Source organism: Acinetobacter genomosp. 15BJ, assembly GCF_000400715.1.
Lineage (GTDB): Bacteria > Pseudomonadota > Gammaproteobacteria > Pseudomonadales > Moraxellaceae > Acinetobacter.
Map to the genome: position 1 here is coordinate 369,577 of NZ_KE007347.1, position 23,687 is coordinate 393,263.

Here is a 23,687-nt window from a genome sequence, read left to right on the forward strand (position 1 = left end):
GGAATAAAATATGAATAGTGCAAAAACAACAAAATTAGGTGAAGGACTTTCGAACCGCCATGTCACCATGATCAGTATTGGTGGTGTCATTGGCGCAGGTTTATTTGTAGGTTCATCCGCTGCAATTGCCAAAGCAGGCCCCGCTGCTGTACTGGCTTATATTATTACCAGTATTCTGGTTTTTTTAGTCATGCGTATGCTCGGTGAAATGGCCGTTGCACAGCCTGACACAGGTTCATTTTCAACTTATGCCCGTAAAGCAATTGGCCCTTGGGCAGGTTTTAGTGTGGGCTGGCTGTATTGGTGGTTCTGGGTTTTGGTGATTCCAATTGAAGCCATTGCAGGTGCCGAAATTCTACATGCTTGGTTTCCGCAGGTATCCAGTGCCATTTACGCCTTTGCATTTATTATCTTACTCAGTTTGGCAAACTTCTTTAGTACCAAAAGTTTTGGCGAGTTTGAGTTTTGGTTTGCGCTGATTAAAGTGATTGCGATTCTCGTATTTATTGTGATTGGTGCATCTGCCGTGTTTGGACTGTGGCCTTTAGCCAAAGATGTCAGCGGTGTGGGTAATCTCTTTTCCAATGGCGGTTTTATGCCACATGGCATGGGTGGTGTGCTATCTGCGATTTTGATCTCGGCATTTTCCTTCTTTGGCATTGAAATTCTTTCGATTGCTGCGGCGGAGTCTAAAAATCCTGAAGAAAAAATCAAACGAGCAACCAATTTAGTGCTGTATCGGATTATCTTATTTTTCGTGGTTTCAATTTTTCTGGCAGTTGCCTTGGTCGATTGGCGTTCACCCGACTTGCAAAAATTAGGCACCTTTCAGTATGTTTTGGTCAGTCTGAATATTCCTCAAACCAAGTTAATTATGGACACTGTGGTATTTATTGCAGTGGCGAGTTGTATGAATGCGGCTGTCTATACCTCTTCTCGTATGCTATTTGCTTTAGGGGCTCGTCAAGAAGCGCCGAAAATGGTCACCAAAATTAATGCAGCAGGTGTGCCGACCTTCGCGGTATTTGCCTCGACATTGATAGGATTGATTTGTTGTGCGGTGAATTATTTATTTCCTGGACAAGTATTTGGATTTCTGCTGTCAACCACAGGTTCGATTGCATTGGTGGTTTATTTGGTGATTGCAGTATCACAACTCCGTTTGCGAACCAAATTAGACAAAGTTGGGGCTGCTGTGCCTTTTAAAATGTGGTTATTTCCATGGCTGACTTGGTTTGTGATTGTGGTGATTATGAGCGTACTGGGTTATATGTTCCTGTCACCTCAATATAGCTATGAAACGACCTTATCTTTAAGTGTTACTTCTCTGGTGGTGATCTGTGGACTGATCGTGACCCGAAAGAAGAAAAGTAGTCGAACAGTAGCGCTGCATGTGGATTAAAAAATTTTAAAAAATAGGTAGGGTAAACAGTATCAGATAAGAGATTATTTATATATGTTTGCATAAGATGATTAAAATCCAAGTTTCCCATGTTAAAAATGAGATAAAACTCCATGCTATAAACATTGGAAGTTGAATCACTTTCAATGTTTGGCTTTTTGAACCATTGTATGAGCAGAGAAAGATATGGCATGGTTGTATTTAATTGTTGCAGGACTATTGGAAATTGGGTGGCCATTAGGCCTAAAATATGCTCAAAATCCTGAGACCCGTATTATTGGGGCAATTGCCGCATTATTTTTTATCATCACGAGTGGTTTTTTTCTTTATTTGGCACAAAGGAAAATCCCAATGGGGACGGCCTATGCAGTATGGACGAGTATTGGGGCAATTGGTACATTTATGGTGGGAATCCTATTTTTGGAGATCCATCTTCTCTTATGAGATACATTGGTGTGCTTTTAATTGTTGTAGGGGTGATTACTATTAAACTTGCCTCATGATGCTTTATGCTTTTGATAAGAGAAATAGGAGCAACCTGCACACGAGAGCATGATGATGGCAATCCCTGTGATTTGATACGGGTTGAGATGTTCATTTAAGATCAGCCAACCTGCAAGGGCACTGACCGCAGGAGAGGCACTCAGTAAAACTCCAAATACTTTTGGTTCGAGCTTTTTCATTGCAAAGATATCTAGCAAAAATGGAATGGTACTAGAAAGCAGCGATACCAAAACACAGAGCAGTAAAATCCAATAAGAATCAAATAGCTGATTCAGATCAGAGATGCCAAAAGGTAGCGCAAATAGAGTTGCCACCAACATACCAATCGCCACCGTATTGCTGCCACCTTTAGCGACTTTCGTGCCGTAAATAATATACATGCCCCAACATAATGCTGCGGCAAGCGCATAAAACATGCCGATATAACTGAAATTCTGATTGCTACTGCCCAAAGGTAATAACATCAGACCGATAAATGACAAGACCCCCCAAAGCAAATCCTGTTTCTGTTTTGACATGACAATGGCAACGGTGAGTGGGCCCAAGACTTCAATTGAAATGGCAATACCAATCGATAGATGGGAAAAAGCCTTATAGATCAAAAGATTCATTAAGCTCAGAATCAGTCCATAAATAATCAGGTTTTTCCATTCCATTTGGGGATGAAAGCTACGCCAAGGTTTGAAAATTATCCAGAGTAATAGGGCTGAGAAACTTAAGCGAATCAGGGCAACCCCTTCAGCACCAAAGATCGGAAATAAGGTTTTGGCAATCGCAGCCCCAATTTGTACCGAGGCAAGTGATAGGCATGCTGCGGCTAAGGCAAATTCTTGTTTATTTTGAACAGAAGCATGCATGTCGATGACCTTTAAGTTGATCATGAGATTTTAGTTCTTGAATGGTGATTAAATTGCGCTTATTGATTGAAGTCTTTGAGTTATTCACTCTATTATCGAAGAAAGATGAGGAATTAATTCATGGCAGAACTTGCACTCGATCATTTTGATTATGCAATTTTAAGAATATTGCAGCAGGATAATAAAAGCTCACATCGGCAGATTTCGGAACAGATTGGTTTATCTCAGGCATCGGTACAACGGCGTATCGTTAGAATGGAACAGGAAGCGATCATTGAAAAAAATTGTGCGATACTGAATCCAAAGCGATTTGGCGAGAAAGTCACATCCATTATCGAGGTCCGTTTAAGCGAAGATCGTTCAGTGGTGATGGATCGGGCCAAACAATACTTTGCTGCGGTGGATGAGATTCAGCAATGCTATTTCGTCAATGGCGGTGTGTCTTTTATCATGATTATGCTCTCCAATAACCTATCTCACTTTGAAGCTTTGGTGAGAAAACATTTTGCCGATAATCAAGATGTAAAAACCTATCGGACTTTGATTGTTTTAGATCGGGTTAAAGTCAGTTTAGATTTGTGTTTCTAGGCTGAGTTGGTGAGTGATCGCCATTAGATTGCGCTTTGGAAAATATAACGTCTCAACTCAGCAGGTTTTTATTTTATGAACGGTTCTGTGGGAACAGCTCAATACCATTTTCAATCAAGCATTGACGTAAGATACTAAAGGCAAAGGTCATGTCTTGCTCCTGAACACAGGCAAACCCAAGCAATAAACCTGATTGAATTGGCGTATCCACACCTGAATAATATTGTGACAATGGACGAACATTGACCCCGCGCGAAAGTGCCAGTGCAGATACTTCAACATCATGTGCATGATCAGGCAATTTGAGTACCAGATGCAGACCAGCATCATGATTAAATTCGTGTACAAACACATCGCCCAGATAACGGTGAATCAGTTCAATCAGAAATTTCCGTCTTTTACTATACAGCAGGCGCATCCGGCGGATATGCGCTGCATAATGTCCTTCACGAATAAATTCTGCCAAGGCACGTTGAGTGAGTAAGTGACCGCCTCGATACAGTTCCGCCGAAATCGTTCGTAAGGGCTGTACCAACTGTTTCGGAACCACCATATAGCCAATGCGCAAGGCGGGATAAATGGTTTTACTAAATGTTCCAATATAAATGACCGGTGGATTTTCTTCCAAACCCTGTAATGAAGGATAAGGCTGACCTGAAAAACGGAACTCACTGTCGTAGTCATCTTCAATAATCCAGCTGCCATGCTGTTTAGCCAAATCCAGCAATTTTCTGCGTCGAGGTAAACTGAGATGAGAACCTAAAGGATATTGATGCGAGGGTGTGACGAAGATTAGGCGAGGAGGAGTAGAAGGGTGTTCTTCTGGAATAATGCCTTCGGCATCGACAGGCATCGGAATAATATTTAAGCCATTGATACGAAGAATATTCTTGGCACCCCAATAACCTGGATTTTCAATCCAGACATGATCATTTAAATCACATAAAGCCCGTGACACCAGATCAACCGCCTGATGGATGCCTTCGGTAATAATAATCTGGTCTGTTTCACAATTGACTGAACGGGCAATACGCAAATAGTCGGCCAATGCATGGCGTAATTCCGTACATCCTCCAGCATTGCTGTAAATCAAATTGGCAATTTCAGGCTGGCGACTCAGACGCGATTTGATCCGATTAAATTCGGCATGTGGAAATTCGGTGACATCAGGCGCACCAGGCACAAAGGCACCCCACTGATACGGGGATGCGGCTGCATGTTTAAGCAAACTTGCCCCACGATGCGAAAGCGTGCGTGTTGTATCTTCTGTGGTTGCAGCAGCATAGCTTGGTGCTGTACTGACCTGAATATAGCTGTCAGGTAGCGTTTCTGATACCCAAGTACCTCGACCCGTATGCGCTTGAATATAACCTTCTGCACGTAATTGCTCATAGGCATTGAGTACGGTATTCCGTGAAACGTGCAGTTCATTGGCCAAATCACGAGATGCAGGAAGACGAGTATTGGGCGCAAGAATACCTTCCAAAATGGCATCTCTTAAACAATGAAAAACCCGAGCGGGTAAGGTCCCTTCACTGGCCTGTTGTAAATGCTGTAACAGGTAGTCTCCTAACAGGGTACGCAATTGGCTCTCTCCTTTAGTCCAAAAGTGGCTCTCGTCTATTCCTTATAAAAGGTACACATTAAGTACCCAAAGTGCATTTTAACCTTGCTTTTGCAATATGTTGTCATGAAGCAATTTAAATGCCCAAAAAGATTATTGTTTTGTCGTATAGAGGTAACAAAATGGATGCAAAGCATATTGCAATAAATGCTCGTAAACAGCAAGCAACTCCACGCGGTGTTGGAGTGATGTGCCAATGGTATGCCGAACGTGCGAGCAATGCGACTTTGTGGGATACGGAAGGAAACGAATATATTGATTTTGCAGGTGGAATTGCAGTTTTAAATACGGGACATCGTCATCCAAAAGTCATCGCAGCGGTTGCTGAACAACTGAATAAATTTACCCATACGGCGTATCAAATTGTACCGTATGAAAGCTATGTGTCCTTAGCCGAGCGGATCAATGATCGTGCACCGATTGAAGGTGCTGCGAAAACAGCATTTTTTACCACAGGCGCAGAAGCAGTTGAGAATGCAGTGAAGATTGCACGCGCTGCAACGGGTCGTCATGGCATTATCACCTTTGGTGGCGGTTTCCACGGTCGTACTTTTATGACCATGGCCATGACAGGTAAAACAGCGCCTTATAAACGTGACTTTGGTGTGATGACCGCAGGCGTATTTCATGCCCGTTATCCAGTGGCATCTAAAGGAATCTCTGTGAATGATGCCTTGATTAGTCTGGAAGAAATTTTTAGTGAGGATATTGCTACACATGATGTAGCTGCAATTGTGCTAGAGCCTGTACAAGGTGAAGGCGGATTTAATGTTGCACCGGTTGAGTTTATGCAACAGCTGCGCAAGATTTGTGATGAACACGGTATTCTTTTAATTGCAGATGAAGTACAAACCGGTTTTGCCCGTACTGGGCAACTGTTTGCGATGCAGCATTATCCAGTCAAAGCAGATTTGATTACCATGGCAAAAAGCTTGGGTGGTGGTTTTCCACTGTCGGGTGTGGTTGGTCGTGCCGAGGTGATGGATGCACCCAACCCAGGTGGTTTAGGCGGTACATATGCGGGTAACCCGCTTGCGATTGCTGCGGCTAATGCCGTGATCGATGTGATTGAAGAAGAACAGCTGTGTCAGCGGGCCAATACGCTGGGTGACGAGTTAGTGAGCATGCTAAAAGCGGCACAAAAGTATTCAAACGATATTATTGATATTCGTGCATTGGGTTCAATGGTGGCGGTTGAGTTTGGTGATCATGTCACAGGTCAACCGAAACCAGAAGTGGCGAAAGCCATTCAACAATATGCGATGGATCAGGGCTTATTGCTTTTAACCTGTGGTAAGCATGGTAATGTGATTCGTTTCTTATACCCATTGACGATTCCTGTGGTTCAGTTCAATCAGGCGTTGGTGATTATTCAAGATGCAATTGCAGCGCAACAACCTGCACTACAAAAGCTCGCAGGAGCTGAAGCATGATTGATCTTGAATTACAGACTTTACTAAAGCATCCAGATATTCGTTTTGATGCAGCGCCAACTGAACACTACTTTGTGGTGGATGATGCAGCGACAGGACAGGCTTTGGCTTGGGTCAAAGCATCTGACCAAGCTGAAGTTGAAGCAGCGATTGCGCGTTCAGCCATCGCTCAGGCTCAATGGCAGCAGCAAACTGCTTTGGTACGTGCCGATATCCTACTGGCGTGGTATCAGTTGATTTTGCAACAACGTGAAGCATTGGCGCAAATCTTAACCGCAGAGCAAGGCAAATCACTGGCAGAAGCACGTGGAGAAATTGCTTATGCAGCCTCGTTCATTCGTTGGTTTGCAGAGCAGGCGCGTCGTGTCGACGGTTCAGTGTTGACGCCTGTTCAATCACAGCAGCGTTTGATTGTGCTTAAGCAAGCGATTGGAGTTACCGCAGCGATTACGCCGTGGAATTTCCCAGCCGCGATGATCACCCGAAAAATTGCACCTGCTTTGGCTGCGGGGTGTTCGATGTTGGTTAAACCAGCGGAACAGACCCCATTAACCGCATATGCCTTAGCGGTATTGGCAGAGCAGGCAGGTTTACCTGCTGATCTATTTATTTTGATCAGTGGTGATGCGGTGGCTGTCGGACAAACTTTATGTGCAAGTGATACGGTGCGTAAACTCAGCTTTACAGGTTCAACCGATGTTGGTCGTATTCTGATGAAACAATGTGCGCCCACCATCAAAAAGCTTTCTTTAGAGCTGGGTGGCAATGCACCTGTGATTATCTTTGATGATGCAGATGTTGAGCGAGCGGTACAGGGCATTATGGTCAGCAAGTTCCGTAACAGCGGACAAACCTGTGTCTGCGCCAACCGTATCTATGTTCAGGCCGGGATTTATGATGCGGTTTGTGAGCGCTTAAAAGTAGCAGTTGAACAGCAACTTCGTGTCGGTGATGGACGTGATGAAGGGGTTACACAAGGTCCATTGATTGACCAAGACGCAGTTGAAAAAGTGCAATCGCATATTGCCGATGCGGTGAGTCAGGGTGCTTCGATTGTTGTCGGTGGTCAAGCGCATGCGTTGGGGAAAACCTTCTTTGAACCGACCATCTTGAGAGATGTCACTCAGCAGATGAAAGTTGCCAAAGAAGAAACCTTTGGTCCATTAGCACCGTTGTTCCGTTTTAATGAAGAAGCTGAAGCCGTTGCGATGGCCAATGATACAGAGTTTGGCTTGGCGAGTTATATTTTTACCCAAGACATGGCACGCCAATGGCGCGTAGGTGAAGCTCTGCAATATGGTATGGTCGGTGTAAATACAGGGCTGATTTCCAATGAAGTTGCACCTTTTGGTGGAATTAAACAGTCCGGTTTAGGTCGTGAAGGTTCACAATTTGGAATTGAGGAATATCTGGAACTGAAATATATGTGTGTCGATATTTCTTAATTTAAAACGGTTGATGGTCTGAACGAGCGTACTCCTTTCTTCAGACCTTTTTATCCTTCTAAGCACTTCAGAAATGAGGTGCTTTTTGCATTGAAAATATTGGGTAATTTTTTCGAGATCCATTGCATCTCGATCTTTACACTTATTTTAATGGTACCTATGTTTTCAACCAAATTGGCTCTCGGTTTTATTGAAAAATCACAGACAATAAAAAGTGCAAAAAATAATCATGGATAATGGAATAACGGACTTATGAAAAAGAAATTATGCTTAGGACTCAGCGTTTGTTTGATGACTTTCGGGACTCAGGCACAAACTCCACAAGCTGATGTCATTGTGATGAATGCAGATATCCGAACTTCAAATCCAGCCAAACCAAAAGCACAAGCATTTGCAATTAAAGATGGCAAGTTTCTGGCTGTTGGTAATAATGCCTTTATTCAAAATATGGCAAGCCCAAAAACACAGGTGATTGATGCCCAAGGTAAAACAGTCCTTCCAGGGTTGACCGATGCACACACTCATCTGTTAGGCGGTCTGGAACTTTGGGAAGGGGTGGATCTGTTTGGGATCACCGATCGGCAAGAATGGTTTAAATTGATTGCCAAACGAGATAAAGAACTCGCGAAAGATGCGTGGTTGGTCGGTGGACGTTGAGATGTCAGCGCCATGCAGGACAATCGAATGCCAACGCGTCAGGAGTTAGATGCAATTGTTCCTGATCGACCTGTGGTATTGCAAGATATTGATTATCATACCGTGTGGGTGAACAGCAAGGCGATGCAATTACTGGGGATCGATAAAAATACCAAAGCACCTGAAGGCGGTGAGATTGTGAAAGATCCACAAACAGGTGAGCCAACGGGTATTTTTAAAGAAACGGCAGGCACACAATTGGTATTAGCCAGTCCTCAATACATAAAAGCATTGCTTTCAGGCAAGGCAGCACTCCCAGTCGTTGAACAAATCGTTGCGCATTTTAATAGTTTAGGCATTACCTCTGTCCATGATATGTGGACGGAACTCGCTACGGTGTATCCAGCTTTGCTTGAGTCACAGAAACAGCTACCGATGCGTATTCGTTTTGGATTAATGGCTGGGGAAGATCAGGCAACACTGACGCAACTGCAAGGCTATGCCAAACAACGCGATCAACTGAATCAACGGTTTATCCAAAAAGAGCAGCAGTGGCAGAAAGGGCCGCAGTTCCGTTTTGGTTATATGAAATATTTTGTTGATGGTACGCTGATGAGCTATACCGCTGCACTGAATGAACCTTATGCCGATCGACACCATTTCAACATTGAACCCATTACTTCACAGCCAAAATTGAATGACATCGTGAAAAATGCCAATGATGTGGGTTTTCCAGTGGCGATCCATGCCATTGGGGATAAAAGTGTAGATATGGCGTTGAATGCAATTGAAAGCAGTCCGAAACATCGCCAATTGATCAATCGGATTGAACATATTGAAGTTACCACTAAAACGGCAATTCCTCGCTTTGCTGAATTAGGGGTTGTTGCTTCCATGCAGCCAGACCATGCCATTGCTGGCAATTATCAGGAGTCACGTTTGGGTGAAGCACGAATGCCGTATAGCTATGCTTGGCAGTCGTTATTGAGTAGTGGTGCGTCGATGGTATTGGGCAGCGACTGGCCAACGGCCCCTGAAAATCCAATGTTACAGTTGAGTGATGTGGTGTTCCGCGAATATAACGGCAAGACGCGTTATAGCGATAATGCCTTGAGTTTGGATGAAGCCTTGTATGCCTATACCCAAGCACCTGCCAATGTCGCAGGTTGGGGCAATGAAATTGGCAGTATTAGTGTAGGAAAATGGGCGGATTTTGTGGTTTTACAAGGGGCTTTGCAAACGCCATTAAATAAAGACATTAAGGACTGGAAAGTGGCTCAGACTTGGTTTGCGGGTGAAAAAGTTTATGACGGTAAGCTGAACAGTAAATAATAAATTGAGTGAAATAAAAAAAGCCTGCGGGCTTTTTTTATTTTTAGCGACTTGATTTTAAATCATGGCTAAACGCATTTTGGTTAAAAAGTAAATGGTTCCTATATTTTTATTTAAATTGGTTCTCGGTTTTATTTCAAAATTAAAGACAATAAAAATTCAAGAATAATCATGTATTAATGGAATAAGTGAATGATAAAAAATACAGTGATGTTAGCGATTTTCACATCAGCAATCTTCTCGACAATCAATGTGCAAGCCGCAGAACAGAAGGCATTTAAGGATCAATTTGCAGTCAGTGGTTCAATGGCATTTCTAACGGAATACTACTGGCGTGGTACAACCCAGACGCAGGGCAAGCCTGCCGTTCAGGGGACTTTAAGAGCAGACCATGATTCTGGTTTATACGCACAACTTTTTGCTTCGAATATACAACTCGATATTGGAAGTAGCATCGAGTTCGACTATTACCTTGGCTATGATTACCAACTCAATGATCGCTTAAAGCTAAATTTACAGTACTTAGATGTCAATTATCCAGGTGCAGACAAGGCCTTGCCACGGGTCGACTTTGAGGAATATTCAATTGGGTTGTTTGCATCAGGGCTGTTAAATCAACAAGATCAACTGAATCTCTCCTTTTATTATTCACCAGACTACACCCTAGAAACAGGGAAAATGCTGCGCTATGAAGTCGGCTACCGCTATCCTGTTGCTGATCAATGGAATGCCTATGCACAAGCCGCCTATAACCAATTTGCAAGCAATGATGCCTATGAGCTGTTGTGGGCGACTGATGAAAAGAAACATTTTTATGATTATAAAATCGGCGTTGATTTTAACTATCAAGATTTTATTTTTGATCTGTATTATGCCGATGCCAATGTGAATAAGGCCTTGAAAAATGCCGATTCAACTGTGGTGTTTAGCTTAACCAGAACATTCTAATTTAGAATGATCATATCTATTTATTTCAACAAATAAATCGCCTCATGCTTTATGTTTCGACAAGAGAAGATCAATCAATATCTCGACTCTTTCAACATAGACTTGAGGTTTTTTTATTGTGATGAGAAGAGAAAAAATAAAGTCATAATCATATTTTTTCCGCCCAATTAGACCAACGCGTTTTACCTATAAAACAGAACAATAATGGTATAAGCCAATCCAAGTTTTAGCATGATTCGAAGTGGCTTAATAATAAGCATTTGATCACTTGAAAAAATATAATTTTATTCATTTTTATAGGGATTATTTTATTGAAAAATAATGTTTTTTTAGGTTCTGTTCGATAACAACGAAATTGGTTCCTAAAAGAGTGGTGAAATTGGTACTCGTCTTTTCTTGAATTATTTATCAAAGTGGATGCTAAGGCGACTCTAAAGATATTTAAAAAGGGATGTGCAAGACAATGAGAGTGAATGCAGAGCGATTATGGCAAATGCTCATGGAAATGGCAAAAATTGGTGCAACTGATAAGGGTGGCAATACCCGTTTAGCACTCAGCGATGAAGATATTGCGGGTCGAGCTTTATTGTTGCAGTGGGCGGACAAAATTGATCTTTCTGTACATTACGATGAAGTCGGAAATTTAATCTTACGCCGTGTAGGTCGAAATGAAAGTGCTTTACCGATTGTGATGGGGAGTCATCTCGATACACAGCCTAAAGGCGGTCGCTTTGATGGAATTTATGGCGTGCTGGCGGGCATGGAAGTTCTGCAGCGTTTGGCCGAAGAGAAAATCACCACCACTCATCCGCTTGAACTTGTGGTTTGGATGAATGAAGAAGGTGCTCGTTTTACCCCAGCGATGATGGGTTCTGCGGCTTTCGCGGGTGTCATTCCTAAACAACAAATTTATGACAGCACAGATAAGCAAGGTGTTTCAGTTTTTGCAGAATTGGTGCGTACAGGACAACTTGGCAATTATCCATTGGCTCGTCCATTCCAAGCCTATTACGAAGCACATATCGAGCAAGGTCCTGTACTGGAAAAAAACGAGATTTCGATTGGTGTGGTGACAGGTGGACAAGCGATTCTCTGGTTGGATGTTGAAACCAAAGGTCGAGCAGCACACGCAGGCACCACGCCAATGAGTATGCGTAAAGACACCATGGTCGGTACGGCTGAAATGATCGTGGCTTTAGAGCAATGCATTTTGGAACAATTTCCAGAAGGTTTGGTGACCTTTGGTGAAATGCAGGTCGCGAATTCGTCACGTAATACCATTCCTGGTCAAATCCAGTGGACCATTGACTTACGTAATCCTGATGATGCCGAGTTAAAAGCGATGGAACAAGCAACGCATAAACTGTTGCATTCATTAGCTGCACAAAGAGATTTAGAGATCAGCATTTCACAGCATTGGTTAAGCCCAGCGACCTATTTTGATCGTGCTTGTGTGGCAACCGTACAAGAGGCTGTGGATAGCTTGGGATATAGCAATCAGACCATCGTCAGCGGTGCAGGCCACGATGCAATCAATATTGCCAAACACTGCCCAACCACCATGATTTTTATTCCATGTATCAATGGGCTGAGCCATAACGAAGCCGAAGACATCTATGCGAACGATGCTGCACAAGGTGCCGATGTGTTACTCAATGCCATTCTAAATTATGACAGAAACTATGCTGCGCAAGATTCATCAGCGCATGCAGCAACCATTTAACAATTAAAGCCAATAGCGAAATGTAGGAAATGCAGACTTCTAAAAGAAGTACTGCGAATATTGAGGACGGACAACGATGAACTCTAAATTACCAGTAGAAATTGATATTCAAGATATCTGGCAAAAAGATAAAGACCATGTGATTCACCCATGGACAGATTTTTCGACATTTAAAGACGAAGGTTCTTTAATTATGTCTAAAGGTGAAAATGTCTATGTGTATGATGCACATGGCAATAAATACCTAGATGGTATCGGCGGCTTATGGTGTGTCAATGTCGGCTATGGACGTAAAGAAATTGCAGATGCGGTTGCTGAGCAAATTATGCAATTGCCTTATTACTCTCCATTTGGGCATCAAACGACTGCACCAGCAGCAAAGTTGGCTGCCAAACTGGCAGAGTTAGCACCGGGTAACTTAAACCATGTGTTCTATGGTTGTGGTGGTTCGGTTGCCAATGATACTGCCGTGCGTTTGATTCACCATTATTTTTATCAAATTGGCAAGCCATCTAAGAAAAAGCTGATTGCTCGTAAGGATGCTTATCACGGTAGTACTTATATCAGTATGACCTTAACAGGAATTGAAGCCGATCATGTTGGCTTTGAAATTCACAATCAACTGGTTCATCACGTTTCTTGCCCGAATCCATATCGCAAGCCTGAATCTCAATCGATGGAAGATTTCTGTAATGAAAAAGTGCAGGAACTGGAAGATACGATTTTGGAGTTAGGCCCAGATAACGTTGCAGCATTCTTTGCTGAGCCAATTATGGGTGCAGGCGGTGTGATTGTTCCACCAGAAGGCTACCATGCCAAGACCTTAGCTGTGTGTAAAAAGTACAACGTGCTGTATGTGTCTGATGAAGTAGTTACTGCATTTGGTCGTTTGGGGCATATGTTTGCTTCAGAGGCGGTATTTGGCATCGTTCCAGACATCATTACTTGTGCCAAAGGCTTGTCTTCAGGTTACTTGCCATTAGGTGCAACCATTATTTCTGATGAAATTTATGATGCGATCAGCAAGCCACATCATGAAGGTGGTCTGTTAACCCATGGTTTCACTTATTCAGGTCATCCAGTGAGCTGTGTTGCTGCACTGAAAAATATTGAAATCATTGAAAAAGAAAATATTTGTGAGCATGTGCAAGACATGGGCACTTATTTTGAGCAACAGTTAAAAACCTTGGCTGATCTTGAAATCGTCGGTGAAGTACGTGGCAAAAAATTCATGATGTGTATTGAAAACTTACGTAATAAACAAACCAAAGAACTGTTTGATCGTTCGGTGGGTGTTGGAAAACGTATTGCCAATCACTGTCAAAAATTAGGCCTGATCGTACGCCCAGTTGGTCATATGAATGTGTTGTCGCCACCGCTGATCTTGACCCGTGAGCAAGTTGATTTTGCAGTAAAGACTTTACGACATGCGATTCAAAATACCATTCAAGAGCTAAAAGCCGAAGGGCATCTATAAACTGAAAGATCAGTGTTTATTCCTCTTAATTCCAGCTTGTCCTCAGGGGTGAGCTGAGCTCCTCAAGCTAAAATCAGAGGGTGAGGGGGAAATAGAAATAAAAGATATGGACCGAAATGGCTGAGTAATAATGGTTTATACCATTGCGGAGCAGTTCTGAAGTTCTTGTAATCAGAACACTTCAAATGGTTGGATGAGCTGAAGGCGAGTAAGCAGATGAAGAATTATATCAATGGCAAGTGGCAGGCAACTACAGGCACATCACAAATTGCGGTGATTAACCCGAATAATGAAGAGCAGATTCTTCATTTTACCGCTGCTTCTACAGATGATGTTGATGCGGCGGTCAATGCTGCCAATCAGGCGTTCGATGCGTGGAGTACGACCACGCCTCAACAACGAGCAGAATGGTTAAACAAAATCGCTGACCAGCTTGAAACTGAGAAAACTAGACTGATTAAACTTTCGCATAAAAATAATGGCAAGTCATCTGAGCAAGCACAGGTGGATGTTGATAATAGTATCAAGTGCTATCGCTATTATGCGGATTTAGTGCAGAACATGGCGTTTAGTCAAACCACACAATGTGAAGACGGGACTGAACTTACCCATCAACAGAACCCTGTGGGTGTGGTTGCACTGATTACGCCGTGGAATTTTCCGTTAATCACCAGTGCATGGAAAATTGCACCTGCGCTAGCAGCGGGTTGTAGCATTGTTTTTAAACCGTCTGAACTGGTGCCATTACCTGAATATGCTTTTACTGAAATTTTAGATCAAATCCAGTTTCCACAAGGGGTGTTTAACCTGATTCTTGGGGATGCTGTTGCAGCGCAACATTTGGTGGTACATGCAGATGTTCAAAAAGTCTCATTTACGGGCAGCACTGAAGTCGGAATTCATGTGATGCAGGCTGCTGCACCCTCTGTCAAACGTATGACTTTGGAACTTGGTGGAAAATCACCGATTTTAATTCTGGAAGATGCTGATTTAGATGAGGCAGTCGATAAAGCTTTAGGTGGAATGTTCTATAACAGCGGTCAAATGTGTTCTGCGACGTCACGCTTATTGGTGCATCAATCCATTGCTGAGCCTTTCTACCAAAAACTGAAATTAGCCGTGGAGTCAATGCAGCTTGGCACGGATCTTACTGGGCCATTGGCGATGGGACCGATGACCACGCAAAAGCAATTCAATAAAGTGCATGAATATTTAAGCATTGCGCAGCAAGAGAAACTTCAAGCATTGATTGATTTGAATCAAATTGCTTTACCGAACAAAGGTTTCTTTATCCGACCACATGTATTTATTGATGTGCCTACTGAGAGTCGACTTTGGAAAGAAGAAATTTTTGGTCCTGTGATGTGCTGCCGTAGTTTTGCAACCGAAGATGAAGCCGTGCGTCTCGCCAATGATTCTGAATTTGGTTTGGCTGCAACGATTATAACGGGTTCTGTGCAACGCGGAAAAAATATCGCCAAACGCTTGCGTTCTGGTCATATCTGGATCAATTCATTCCAAATGATTCAACCCGGCTCATTGTGGGGTGGTTTCAAAAAGAGTGGCATTGGACGTGAACTCGGTGAGTCCGGGATTCAAAGTTATTTAGAGGAAAACGTAATCACGATCTAATCCATTTTTAACAGGTTATTGAATCGAGAAAGGGACTTCACTTTTCAATACAACGCCAACTTGGTGAAAAAACAATGCACTAAACAGTGTTTGCATTGATGCAGGAGAAATATGCATGGAAAGCGAGAATAATCGGAAAGGACTTTCACTTTGGCAAGTCGTTGTCATTGGTGTGGCTTATATGGCACCCGCAACGGTATTTGATACCTTTGGTATTATTTCCAGAGTGACAGAAGGACGTGTCCCACTGGCCTATGTTTTGGCGTTAATCGCAATGTTGTTAACGGCTTTCAGTTATGCTCGTTTTAGTAAATTATCGCCAAAATCAGGTTCTGCCTATACCTATACAACGGAGACCTGTGGCAAGACTGCGGGATTTTTTGTGGGTTGGTGTTCGCTGATTGATTATCTGCTGATCCCGCTGGTCAATGTGCTATTGGCGTCTTTCTATCTGAATGCATTGATGCCTGATATCTCCTATACCGGATGGGTGATCATTATGGTGGGGCTGTTAACCCTGATTAACAGTTTCCGAATCAATATTCTTGCCAATTTTAGTTTCGTATTTATTGCTGCCACGATTGCAATGATGCTGGTGTTTATCTTTTTGGTGGTCACAGGCATTGGTAACTCTCAGGGCTATGGCAGTGTGATGACGCTCACACCACTGTTTAATGGTAATCCTGAATATCTGACTTTACTCACAGGTGTTTCACTGGTTTGTTTCTCATATTTAGGTTTCGATGCTGTTTCTACCTTGGCCCATGAAAGCAAGAATCCAACCAAGACCATTCCACGCGCAATCATACTCACCACGGTATTGGGCGGTATTATTTTTATTACCGTCTCTTGGTTTGTGCAATTGTCTTTCCCATCACTGGACCAGTTTAAAAATCCAGATGAAGCTTTACCTGAAATTGCACTGTATGTCGGTGGGGTATTCTTCCAATCTGCATTGTTGACCGTACAAATTATGAATGCATTTGCGTCAGGTTTAGCCTCGCATGCCAGTGCATCTCGGTTGCTTTATATCATGGGACGCGATGGGGTATTTAACCAAAAAGTCTTTGGTTCAGTGAATGCCAGATTAGGCACACCTTTATATTCGATCTTTTTTGTCGGCATGATTTCGTTGCTGGCGATTGTCGTGGACTTAGCAACAGTGGTGAGTCTGGTGAGCTTTGGTGCCTTGATTGCCTTTACCATGGTGAACTTTTCGGTATTTATGAAATTTTTCGTAATCCGCAAAGAACGAACTGGATTTAAAAATATTTTCTTTAATTTATTGCTGCCATTGGCCTCAGTGCTGTGTTTGTTAGGTTTGTGGTTACACCTCGAAAAATCAGCATTGCAGTTTGGTGGGATATGGCTCGTCACAGGTATCTTGCTGCTACTCTATAAAAAATTGAGAAAGCAACCGATCTCCTTTGGCGCAACCACCTAATAAAGCCGAAGACTTACTGAGTTAATCATTTACTGCTAAGGATTTAAAAGCTGTGGAAAAACAGAATATGCAACAAACAATGAATACACCGAACCAAGATGGTTTTCAGATGCCGGGCGAATGGTCGCCTCAAGAAGCAGTATGGATGATTTGGCCTTATCGTACCGATAACTGGCGCGCCAATGGCCAACCAGCTCAACAGGCTTTTGCTCAAGTTGCAGCAGCAATTGCTCAAACTACACCTGTCCTTATGGCAGTTCCATCTGCTGAAATGGATAAAGCCCGTCAAGTCATGCCAGCGCAAGTGACATTGGTTGAAATGGAAAGTGATGATGCTTGGACGCGTGATACGGGGCCAAGTATTGTCAAGAATGCCGGCGGAGAGCGAAAAGGGATTAATTGGGTGTTTAATGCGTGGGGTGGCGAAAATGGAGGTTTGTACTTTCCATGGGACCAAGATCAATTGATTGCTAAACAGATTTCAGCACGACATGATCTTGAAACCTATTCAACCTCTCTCATTTTAGAAGGTGGTGCGATTCATGTTGATGGTGAAGGGACATTACTGACAACAGCCGAGTGTTTGCTCAATCCAAACCGAAACCCAAATCTGACTCAGACTGAAATTGAGAATACCCTTACAGAATGTCTCGGCGTAAGCCATTTTATTTGGTTACCTGAAGGCGTATTTAATGATGAAACGGATGGGCATGTCGATAATATGTGCTGTTTTGTCCGTCCAGGGGAAGTTGCATTGCATTGGACCGATGATCCTAATGATCCCCAATATCCACGATCTGTCGCAGCATTAACGGTGCTTGAAAATACCAAAGATGCACAAGGGCGAAATTTAAAGGTATGGAAGTTGCCATCACCAGGACCTTTATATGCCAGTGAAAATGAAACAATTGATGTTGAAAAGGGCAATGCCATTGAACGTTTTGAAGGTAATCGTTTAGCAGGCTCATATGTGAATTATCTGATCAGTAATCGACAGATTATTTTCCCGTTACTGGATCAGCGTACAGATGAACAAGCCAAGGCGATCTTCCAGCAGATGTATCCTGATTATTTAATTACCGGTGTACCAGCACGTGAGATTTTATTGGGTGGTGGCAATATTCACTGTATTACGCAGCAGATTCCAGCATAAGTAGTAGGAAAGACAGCTATAGCGGATTTTAATATAGCTGTCTTTATATTTTCTCTATTTATTTTGGTGTGGCATAATTAATATTCTGCTTAGTATGTGTTTAATCATATCTATTTAATTTTATTTTTCAATTTCAATTTAAATTTTTCCTCATATGTCTGGTTTGTAATCCTAAATTGATAAGAAATATTATGTTTTGTTGTTTTTAAAACTTTTCTGCTCTAGCGTAATAATATCTAAAACTTAATATCTTTAGATGGATTTAAAATATGAGTGCAGATGTTTTAGAAACAAATAATTTAATACCGACATTAGCAACACCAAATACAGGCGTTATCATTACTGGTGGTGCTTCAGGTATTGGTCTTGCTGTTGCAAAGGCTCTAGCTGCAGTAGGGAGACCCATTGCGATTTGGGACATTAATTTAGAAAAAGCGAAAAATAGTGCTGCCAAAATATCAGAACAATTCAATGTGAAAGCCATCGGGATTGGGATTAATATTATGGATGTGGAAGCGTACGATGATGCAATCGAGACGAGCCGTAATGCACTTGGATGTCTTGGTGGCTTGGTGCATTGCGCAGGTATAGTAGACACGGGCTCCTTAGAAGGCATCACCTTAGATACATGGGCCGCAGGAATTGATACGCATTTAAGACCTTTAGCATTTTTAAGCCAAAAACTGTATCGTGATTTCACATCGAATCAAGGCTCTGCAATTGTGACGATTGCTTCCATTAACGCAACACTTGGTAATGCGATTAATCCAATTTACACTGCAGCAAAAGGTGGAATGTTATCACTGGTACGCTCTTTAGCGGATCGATTAGCACGAGATAATATTCGCATTAACTCAGTATCACCTGGTCAAATTCATACTCCGATGGTGCAGGCTTCATTGGATTCACTTCCAGAAAACTTTTTCGAAAAACGTATTCTATTGGGTCGTTTAGGCCAACCGGAAGAAATTGGTCGTGTGGTCAGATTCCTTCTATCAGATGAAGCGAGTTATATCACTGCAGCAGAAATTGTGGTTGATGGAGGCAATATTTCATCTCAGCGTGGATAGCCAGTACCAGATGTCTGTAGCTTCATTTAAGCTACAGACTACAACTAAATTTAACTGGCAAGTTTTAAAGTAATGACACCCGTGACAATGACGCCGACATAAAAAAACTTCTCCACGCTTTTTCGTTCACCCCAAAAGAAAATGCCCATTAAAATGGTACCGATCACACCGATCCCTGTATAAACAGCATAGGAAATTGAAACATCAATGTTTTTCATCGCCATATGTAATAAAAACAGCGAAGCTGAGAGTGACACAATGTAGAGCGGAATCGCAGTTCGGTATTTTTTATGGATCAGATCACGAATACTTTTCACGACAAATATTTCTAATATCCCAGACGCAATTAACAATAGCCAGCTCATGCTTTAGTCTCCGATCTGTTTTAATTTGACCACACCAATAATGATCATCACAATTGCAATCACGGAAATAAAATTAACTGGATTCTCAATAATATAAGTGTCAAACAGGAAAGTTCCTAAGGTTCCAAGAACAACAAAAAATACATAGGCATAAGAGGGCTTCATTTTTTTTGCTGCTAGGAATAAAAATAGGAAACTTCCAACAATAAAGAAAACTGTAAATGACCATTCAAATAAGCTTCGAGAATACTTCAGGCCAATGGCCCAAAGTATTTCGAATGAACTCGCAATGAATAAATATAACCAAGCCATAAGAACTCACCGTAAGTAGATTAATGAACAAATAAGCAATCCATGCAGATGCTATTTTGGAATTTGCTGGGTGATACAATGAATATTACCGCCACCCAATAAGATTTCTCTCGCAGACACGCCAGTAATTTGATAATCAGGATACATTTTGTGGAACAACATATAGGCTTGATCATCAGTTCTTTCATCCAATAAAGGGAAAATAATCTGTTGATTACTGATCAGATAGTTTACATAAGAGCCTGCTAAACGATTACCTTCAAAACGTTCAATGGCATTGCCTTTTTCAACATCAATCGTTTCATTTTCACTGGCATACAAAGGCCCAGGTGATGGTAACTTCCATACTTTCAGCTTTCTGCCTTTTGCATCGGTTACAGATTCGAGGATGTTTAATGCTTGTCTCGAACTTTCATACTGTGGATCATTCTGATCATCAGTCCAATGCAAGGCCACTTCACCTGGACGGACAAAGCAACACATGTTGTCGATATGCCCATCGGTTTCATCGTTATACACACCTAATGGCAACCAAATGAATTTCTCAATGCCGAGCAAAGTGGATAATTCATGTTCAATTTGTGCTTGAGTTAGATTTGGGTTTCGATTTGGATTGAGCAAACACTCGGCTGTTGTCAGTAATGTCCCTTCACCATCAACATGAATCGCACCACCTTCTAAAACCATGCTTGACTGATGTAATGGGATGGAATGAAATTGGGCAACTTGGCTGGCGACTTCAAGATCTTTATCCCAATTGGAATATAAGCCGCCATTTTCTCCACCCCATGCATTAAAGACCCAATCGACAGCGACCTTATTACCTACTGGATCTTTCACGATGGTTGGCCCAGTGTCTCTCATCCATGCATCATCAGTTTCAACTTCAACCAATGTGACATGCGAAGGAATCGTGGCTTTTGCCTTATTCATTTCAGCATGAGGAACAGCCATAAACACGGGGGTAGTTTTAGAAATCGCTTCAGCGACTTTGGCAAATGCTTGCTGTGCAGGTAATGCACCTTGTCTCCAGTTATCGGTACGATACGGCCAAATCATCCAAACGGATTGTTGTGGCATCCATTCAGCGGGCATTTTATACATATGATTTTTCATTTGCTTAAACTTCATATCAGGCTTCATTGATCTGATATTAGTTCACATATTTTGAATGTTAAATAAAGGAGCTATCAGTTTTTTTGAAATCTCAATATTTAAATACTAGTTAAATTGCATATTCAAATAAAACTAATGTATAAAATAAATAAAAATATGAATGATTTGCTGTGAGTGCTACTGTTCATAAGAAATGATTTATTAGGTAAATAGTAAAAAATCAGGCATGAAGAAATGACCCAAAATGTATAGAAAAGTGAAAAAGTAGACCACTATCTGGCTTTGTTATTAACAAGGTTTTTGTAAAATGGCATTAATGAAAATACGTAAATTTTGGTTAGAAATATATAATTGTTCGTGTTGTATGTTTTTCGATCCGAATTTTACTTTTAAATTACAAGTGGCCTATAAGCATCAGTGGATGCCAGAATTTTGTGTAATTATTAAAATATTGTTGAATTTATTCGTAGTGATAGTGCTAGATGGTTATATTTTATTTTATGGGGTATTTGTCCTAATCTGTTTTTATTTTATGTTTTATTTGTTGGTTCGGTGTTTAGAGTGTTTTTCGTATAAAGAAAAGACTGTACTGTTAATTTATTAGGGTTTTTATGTCCACTCAATCAGCTTAATTTTTAATATGATCTTCCTTTTGTTCTTGAGAATTGATAGTGAAGAAATGGGTGTGTAAGAATTGTGGTTTATATAAGAAAGTTATTCCAAGTCATATTAAGTCAGGGCGAAAAGTTTTTTTTATACATGATGCTGATAATATCGGTAAATTCAATAAAATAATAAGCAAAGGGACTGTTGTTAGCCGTAATCAAGATGTTTTGATTATATTAAGTGAAAGCGTTTTATTCATGATTAAAGATAGCGATGTCTATCCAGAAGATGCTCCAGTATATTTTGTTTATAACATGTTCGGTACTTGTGAGTGTTAATTGATGTCGCGATTTTATTTTCAGTAATGTCATGGTTTTTATATGCTTTTATCTAGATTTGATTGGCACAAAAAGTCAAAAAATAAAAGCAGTGTCAAGATATATCAAAGGGGGACTCTATAATTACAATAGTGCCGAAATTCTGATGAAGAGATGGGGTAGATCACAAGTCATCTAGATTACGATTTATATATTTAATGCTGCCGCCTCATATTCAAATAATTTTCGGGAGATAGCTCAAAAGGATGATGTCAAATGCCTAAATCTGTTGTGATGAAACAAAGCTTCAATGCACCTGTAGACCTCATTTTTCATATATTTTCTAAACATCGTACTTTTAATACTGTGTTATGGCCGCTGCAATCGGTTGTGATTAAGACCTCTGAGGATGAACATAATACGGATGGCGTTGGTTCAATACGAAAGATGGGGCTTGGTGTACTGAAACCGATTCAAGAAGAAATCACGCACAGTTTGCCCAATCAGATGATTGAATATCAAATGATCAAGAATTGCTTTTTTACTTACCATTTAGGACGTTTGGAGTTTGAAGAATCAGATGGACGTACCCATTTGACCTATACCATCTGGTTGGAGAGCAAAGTCCCATTACTCACAGAAATAAGCTTAATGCAGCTAAAGCTATCCGCAACGCGTGGGTTAAAGAAAATTGCAACCCAAATTAATCAATTTCAGATTAAAGCCCTATAGTGAAATGAATACAAAATAGAAAACAACATTGGTTTGATCAGGATACGCTACAGTAATTGTCGTATGAGTAAATCAATAGATTCGAAGCGAGATTGTGTTCAAGGAGAAAAACAATGGACGTAATGGGTAAGACCATCATTATTACGGGAGCTTCAAGTGGAATTGGTGAACAGGCCGCAATGCAACTGGCACAAGCTGGTGCTCAGGTCTGCCTGATTGCGCGTCGTTTAGATGAGTTGCAACGAATTCAAAGCACAATTCAGGCACAAGGCGGGCAAGTCTCCATTTATCAGGCCGATTTGACTGATGGAGAACAAGCACAAAGCTGCATCGCTCAGATTTTAGCTGAACATCAGAAAATTGATGTTTTGGTGAATAATGCGGCCCGTTCCATTCGCCGTCCGATTCTTGAATCACTAGATCGTCTTCATGACTACACGCGTACCATGCAGATTAATTATTTTGCAGCAGTGAATTTGACGCTGGGTTTATTGCCGCATTTCTTAGCCAATGGCGCAGGGCATATTGTCAATATATCGACCATGTCTACTCAAGTGCCAATTCCATTATTCTCGGCTTATCTCGCTAGTAAATCTGCACTAGAGTCCTTTTCCCGTTCATTATCTATGGAACTAAAAGGTAAAGGCATTGACGTCAGTATTGTGTATTTTCCGATGGTGCGAACACCGATGTCATCCAAGACCGCAATCTACAAACACATGAAAATGTTGGATACACCTGCTGCTGCGGGCTGGATTGTAAAAGCGATCCAAAATAAATCCTATCGTGTCAGCAGTAAAACAGGCTTGGTTGCCAATGCGGTATTGAATACCGTACCCACATGGATGATGAATTTGTCTCGTCCTTTATTTGATGCGATGGATAAACGTTTAAAAAATAAATTAAAGACCGATCAATCGTGATGATTGAGGTATGAAAATCTGAGAAAAAAGCAGCTAAAGCTGCTTTTT

At 41.5% G+C, this 23,687-nt stretch carries 20 protein-coding genes and 1 pseudogene; 16 read left to right on the forward strand and 5 right to left on the reverse strand.

Annotated features, from left to right (window positions below):
* The first annotated feature begins 10 nt into the window (after nucleotides 1-10).
* Together F896_RS12275 and F896_RS12270 are read left to right on the forward strand one after the other, a co-directional pair.
* Nucleotides 11-1,402 carry an amino acid permease gene (locus F896_RS12275; RefSeq protein WP_016163266.1) on the forward strand — a complete coding sequence of 464 codons (1,392 nt, stop codon included), beginning with the start codon at nucleotides 11-13 and terminating at the stop codon, nucleotides 1,400-1,402.
* Nucleotides 1,403-1,588: 186 nt separating this feature from the next.
* A complete protein-coding gene (locus tag F896_RS12270) occupies nucleotides 1,589-1,846 on the forward strand; it encodes a DMT family transporter (RefSeq protein ID WP_016163267.1) in 258 nt (85 codons plus the stop codon).
* Between the two features lie 53 nt (nucleotides 1,847-1,899).
* On the opposite strand, the gene F896_RS12265 is transcribed toward F896_RS12270, so the two are convergent.
* Complete coding sequence (locus F896_RS12265; RefSeq protein WP_016163268.1) at nucleotides 1,900-2,763, reverse strand: EamA family transporter; 864 nt, start codon at nucleotides 2,761-2,763, stop codon at nucleotides 1,900-1,902.
* A gap of 120 nt (nucleotides 2,764-2,883) precedes the next feature.
* Between F896_RS12265 and F896_RS12260 the strand changes: the two genes are divergently transcribed.
* Nucleotides 2,884-3,351 carry an Lrp/AsnC family transcriptional regulator gene (locus F896_RS12260; protein WP_016163269.1) on the forward strand — a complete coding sequence of 156 codons (468 nt, stop codon included), beginning with the start codon at nucleotides 2,884-2,886 and terminating at the stop codon, nucleotides 3,349-3,351.
* A gap of 73 nt (nucleotides 3,352-3,424) precedes the next feature.
* On the opposite strand, the gene F896_RS12255 is transcribed toward F896_RS12260, so the two are convergent.
* Complete coding sequence (locus F896_RS12255) at nucleotides 3,425-4,936, reverse strand: MocR-like pyridoxine biosynthesis transcription factor PdxR (RefSeq protein WP_016163270.1); 1,512 nt, start codon at nucleotides 4,934-4,936, stop codon at nucleotides 3,425-3,427.
* Nucleotides 4,937-5,097: 161 nt separating this feature from the next.
* Between F896_RS12255 and F896_RS12250 the strand changes: the two genes are divergently transcribed.
* From F896_RS12250 to F896_RS12210, 10 genes and pseudogenes are all read left to right on the forward strand, one after another.
* Nucleotides 5,098-6,408, forward strand: coding sequence for a 4-aminobutyrate--2-oxoglutarate transaminase (locus F896_RS12250; protein WP_016163271.1), 1,311 nt, complete (start codon nucleotides 5,098-5,100; stop codon nucleotides 6,406-6,408).
* Nucleotides 6,405-7,853, forward strand: coding sequence for an NAD-dependent succinate-semialdehyde dehydrogenase (locus F896_RS12245; RefSeq protein WP_016163272.1), 1,449 nt, complete (start codon nucleotides 6,405-6,407; stop codon nucleotides 7,851-7,853). The genes F896_RS12250 and F896_RS12245 overlap by 4 nt, the downstream gene beginning before the upstream one ends.
* A 252-nt stretch (nucleotides 7,854-8,105) precedes the next feature.
* Nucleotides 8,106-9,821 (forward strand): annotated as a pseudogene (locus F896_RS0119745) (amidohydrolase).
* A 192-nt stretch (nucleotides 9,822-10,013) separates the two neighbouring features.
* Complete coding sequence (locus F896_RS12240) at nucleotides 10,014-10,769, forward strand: TorF family putative porin (protein ID WP_016163275.1); 756 nt, start codon at nucleotides 10,014-10,016, stop codon at nucleotides 10,767-10,769.
* Nucleotides 10,770-11,232: 463 nt separating this feature from the next.
* Nucleotides 11,233-12,492, forward strand: a complete 1,260-nt coding sequence (locus tag F896_RS12235; RefSeq protein WP_016163276.1) for a Zn-dependent hydrolase — start codon at nucleotides 11,233-11,235, stop codon at nucleotides 12,490-12,492.
* 76 nt (nucleotides 12,493-12,568) lie between these two features.
* Nucleotides 12,569-13,969, forward strand: a complete 1,401-nt coding sequence (locus F896_RS12230; protein WP_016163277.1) for an aminotransferase — start codon at nucleotides 12,569-12,571, stop codon at nucleotides 13,967-13,969.
* Between the two features lie 216 nt (nucleotides 13,970-14,185).
* Entirely contained in the window at nucleotides 14,186-15,601 is a 1,416-nt protein-coding gene (locus tag F896_RS12225; protein WP_016163278.1) for an aldehyde dehydrogenase family protein, read from the forward strand.
* A gap of 115 nt (nucleotides 15,602-15,716) precedes the next feature.
* On the forward strand, nucleotides 15,717-17,045 hold the full coding sequence (locus F896_RS12220; RefSeq protein WP_016163279.1) for an APC family permease: 1,329 nt from the start codon (nucleotides 15,717-15,719) through the stop codon (nucleotides 17,043-17,045).
* Between the two features lie 67 nt (nucleotides 17,046-17,112).
* Complete coding sequence (gene aguA, locus F896_RS12215; RefSeq protein ID WP_016163280.1) at nucleotides 17,113-18,198, forward strand: agmatine deiminase; 1,086 nt, start codon at nucleotides 17,113-17,115, stop codon at nucleotides 18,196-18,198.
* A 269-nt stretch (nucleotides 18,199-18,467) separates the two neighbouring features.
* Nucleotides 18,468-19,268: an SDR family NAD(P)-dependent oxidoreductase gene (locus F896_RS12210; RefSeq protein ID WP_016163281.1), complete on the forward strand. Its 801-nt coding sequence runs from the start codon at nucleotides 18,468-18,470 to the stop codon at nucleotides 19,266-19,268.
* Nucleotides 19,269-19,318: 50 nt separating this feature from the next.
* Here F896_RS12210 and F896_RS12205 read toward each other — a convergent pair whose 3' ends face one another.
* Genes F896_RS12205 through aguA (F896_RS12195) form a run of 3 tightly spaced genes read right to left on the reverse strand, consistent with a single transcriptional unit; the run spans nucleotide 19,319 to nucleotide 21,088 of the window.
* Nucleotides 19,319-19,633: a DMT family transporter gene (locus F896_RS12205; protein WP_016163282.1), complete on the reverse strand. Its 315-nt coding sequence runs from the start codon at nucleotides 19,631-19,633 to the stop codon at nucleotides 19,319-19,321.
* A gap of 3 nt (nucleotides 19,634-19,636) precedes the next feature.
* Complete coding sequence (locus F896_RS12200; RefSeq protein ID WP_016163283.1) at nucleotides 19,637-19,945, reverse strand: DMT family transporter; 309 nt, start codon at nucleotides 19,943-19,945, stop codon at nucleotides 19,637-19,639.
* A gap of 51 nt (nucleotides 19,946-19,996) precedes the next feature.
* Complete coding sequence (aguA, locus tag F896_RS12195) at nucleotides 19,997-21,088, reverse strand: agmatine deiminase (protein ID WP_016163284.1); 1,092 nt, start codon at nucleotides 21,086-21,088, stop codon at nucleotides 19,997-19,999.
* Nucleotides 21,089-21,732: 644 nt separating this feature from the next.
* Here aguA (F896_RS12195) and F896_RS12190 point away from each other — a divergent pair.
* The 3 genes from F896_RS12190 (at nucleotide 21,733) to F896_RS12180 (ending at nucleotide 23,639) form a co-directional block, all read left to right on the forward strand.
* On the forward strand, nucleotides 21,733-22,005 hold the full coding sequence (locus F896_RS12190; protein ID WP_016163286.1) for a hypothetical protein: 273 nt from the start codon (nucleotides 21,733-21,735) through the stop codon (nucleotides 22,003-22,005).
* A 255-nt stretch (nucleotides 22,006-22,260) separates the two neighbouring features.
* Nucleotides 22,261-22,716 carry an SRPBCC family protein gene (locus tag F896_RS12185; protein WP_016163287.1) on the forward strand — a complete coding sequence of 152 codons (456 nt, stop codon included), beginning with the start codon at nucleotides 22,261-22,263 and terminating at the stop codon, nucleotides 22,714-22,716.
* 113 nt (nucleotides 22,717-22,829) lie between these two features.
* Nucleotides 22,830-23,639 (forward strand): SDR family NAD(P)-dependent oxidoreductase, encoded by an 810-nt coding sequence (locus tag F896_RS12180; RefSeq protein WP_016163288.1) that lies wholly within the window; start codon nucleotides 22,830-22,832, stop codon nucleotides 23,637-23,639.
* Nucleotides 23,640-23,687 lie beyond the last annotated feature (48 nt).

What these genes read in the sequence shown, in the direction of transcription:
- F896_RS12275 (WP_016163266.1), top strand. Translation starts at nt 11, where the DNA reads ATGAATAGTGCAAAAACAACAAAATTAGGTGAAGGACTTTCGAACCGC.
- F896_RS12270 (WP_016163267.1), top strand. Translation starts at nt 1,589, where the DNA reads ATGGCATGGTTGTATTTAATTGTTGCAGGACTATTGGAAATTGGGTGG.
- F896_RS12265 (WP_016163268.1), bottom strand. Translation starts at nt 2,763, where the DNA reads ATGCATGCTTCTGTTCAAAATAAACAAGAATTTGCCTTAGCCGCAGCA.
- F896_RS12260 (WP_016163269.1), top strand. Translation starts at nt 2,884, where the DNA reads ATGGCAGAACTTGCACTCGATCATTTTGATTATGCAATTTTAAGAATA.
- F896_RS12250 (WP_016163271.1), top strand. Translation starts at nt 5,098, where the DNA reads ATGGATGCAAAGCATATTGCAATAAATGCTCGTAAACAGCAAGCAACT.
- F896_RS12245 (WP_016163272.1), top strand. Translation starts at nt 6,405, where the DNA reads ATGATTGATCTTGAATTACAGACTTTACTAAAGCATCCAGATATTCGT.
- F896_RS12240 (WP_016163275.1), top strand. Translation starts at nt 10,014, where the DNA reads ATGATAAAAAATACAGTGATGTTAGCGATTTTCACATCAGCAATCTTC.
- F896_RS12235 (WP_016163276.1), top strand. Translation starts at nt 11,233, where the DNA reads ATGAGAGTGAATGCAGAGCGATTATGGCAAATGCTCATGGAAATGGCA.
- F896_RS12230 (WP_016163277.1), top strand. Translation starts at nt 12,569, where the DNA reads ATGAACTCTAAATTACCAGTAGAAATTGATATTCAAGATATCTGGCAA.
- F896_RS12225 (WP_016163278.1), top strand. Translation starts at nt 14,186, where the DNA reads ATGAAGAATTATATCAATGGCAAGTGGCAGGCAACTACAGGCACATCA.
- F896_RS12220 (WP_016163279.1), top strand. Translation starts at nt 15,717, where the DNA reads ATGGAAAGCGAGAATAATCGGAAAGGACTTTCACTTTGGCAAGTCGTT.
- aguA (WP_016163280.1), top strand. Translation starts at nt 17,113, where the DNA reads ATGCAACAAACAATGAATACACCGAACCAAGATGGTTTTCAGATGCCG.
- F896_RS12210 (WP_016163281.1), top strand. Translation starts at nt 18,468, where the DNA reads ATGAGTGCAGATGTTTTAGAAACAAATAATTTAATACCGACATTAGCA.
- F896_RS12205 (WP_016163282.1), bottom strand. Translation starts at nt 19,633, where the DNA reads ATGAGCTGGCTATTGTTAATTGCGTCTGGGATATTAGAAATATTTGTC.
- F896_RS12200 (WP_016163283.1), bottom strand. Translation starts at nt 19,945, where the DNA reads ATGGCTTGGTTATATTTATTCATTGCGAGTTCATTCGAAATACTTTGG.
- aguA (WP_016163284.1), bottom strand. Translation starts at nt 21,088, where the DNA reads ATGAAGCCTGATATGAAGTTTAAGCAAATGAAAAATCATATGTATAAA.
- F896_RS12185 (WP_016163287.1), top strand. Translation starts at nt 22,261, where the DNA reads ATGCCTAAATCTGTTGTGATGAAACAAAGCTTCAATGCACCTGTAGAC.
- F896_RS12180 (WP_016163288.1), top strand. Translation starts at nt 22,830, where the DNA reads ATGGACGTAATGGGTAAGACCATCATTATTACGGGAGCTTCAAGTGGA.